Origin of the sequence: Arthrobacter sp. HMWF013 (assembly GCF_003061105.1) — a bacterium.
Classification (GTDB): domain Bacteria; phylum Actinomycetota; class Actinomycetes; order Actinomycetales; family Micrococcaceae; genus Arthrobacter.
The window spans coordinates 1-1,102 of sequence record NZ_QAIQ01000723.1 but is presented as its reverse complement, the minus strand read 5'-3'; the positions used below and the strand labels follow the sequence as shown (position 1 = coordinate 1,102).

The following is a 1,102-nucleotide window of genomic DNA, read 5'->3' as shown; positions in this document are numbered from 1 at the left end:
GGCCGGATGATTGTGGAAGCCGGCAAACGCGGCTGTGTCCGCGAAGTCATGATCCTGGCCGCAGCACTGACCATCCAGGACCCCCGCGAGCGCCCCACCGACAAGCAGCAGCTCGCTGCCGAGAAGCACGCGCGGTTCCGGGACGAAAATTCCGACTTCACCGGCTTCCTTAATCTCTGGAACTACATCCAGGAGAAGCAGCAGGAGCTCTCCTCCACCCAGTTCCGCAGGCTCTGCCGGACCGAGTTCATCAACTACCTCCGGGTACGCGAATGGCAGGACCTCTTTGCCCAGCTCCGGCAGCTCGCCCGGCCGCTCGGCATCAGCCTGGACAACAGACGCCTCGCCGACCCGGTGGGCAATCACGAGGGAATCCATATCAGCCTGCTGTCAGGGCTGCTGAGCCACATCGGCATCCTCGACGAACGCAAGCGTGAGTACGCGGGCGCGCGCGGCAGCCGCTTCGCGATCTTCCCCGGCTCGGCGCTGTTCAAGAAGTCCCCAACGTTTGTGATGGCAGCGGAGCTTGTGGAGACCAGCCGCCTCTGGGCGAGGGTCGCCGCAAAGTTCGATCCGGTCTGGGCTGAGCAGGTGGCGCCGGACCTCGTCAAGCGCAGCTACAGCGAACCGCACTGGTCCACCAAAATGGGCGCCGTGATGGCGTACGAAAAAGTCACCCTCTACGGCGTGCCCATCATTCCCCAGCGCCGGATCAACTACAGCCGCGTGGATCCGGTCCTGGCCCGCGAGCTGTTCATCCGGCACGCCCTGGTGGAAGGCGACTGGAAAACCCACCACAAGTTCTTCCACCGGAACCGGGCCCTCCTCCTGGAGGTGGAGGAACTCGAAGCCCGCATGCGCCGGCGCGGCCTGCTGGTGGACGACGAAACCCTCTTTGAGTTCTACGATGCCAGGCTCGGCCCCGAGGTGGTGTCCGAACGCCACTTCGACAAGTGGTGGAAAGAGGCCCGGCAGAAAAATCCCGACCTCCTTGACTACGACAAGTCACTCCTGCTCAGTGACGACGCCAATGACCTGGACGAGTCCGCGTACCCGAAAACCTGGCTGCATAAGGGCTTCGAGCTGCCGCTGACCTACGAGT

At 63.6% G+C, this 1,102-nt stretch carries 1 protein-coding gene; it reads left to right on the top strand.

Annotated features, from left to right (window positions below; all coding sequences use genetic code 11):
• Positions 1-1,102: DUF3418 domain-containing protein (locus DBR22_RS23260; protein ID WP_146187648.1), on the top strand; the 1,102-nt coding region annotated here is incomplete at both ends.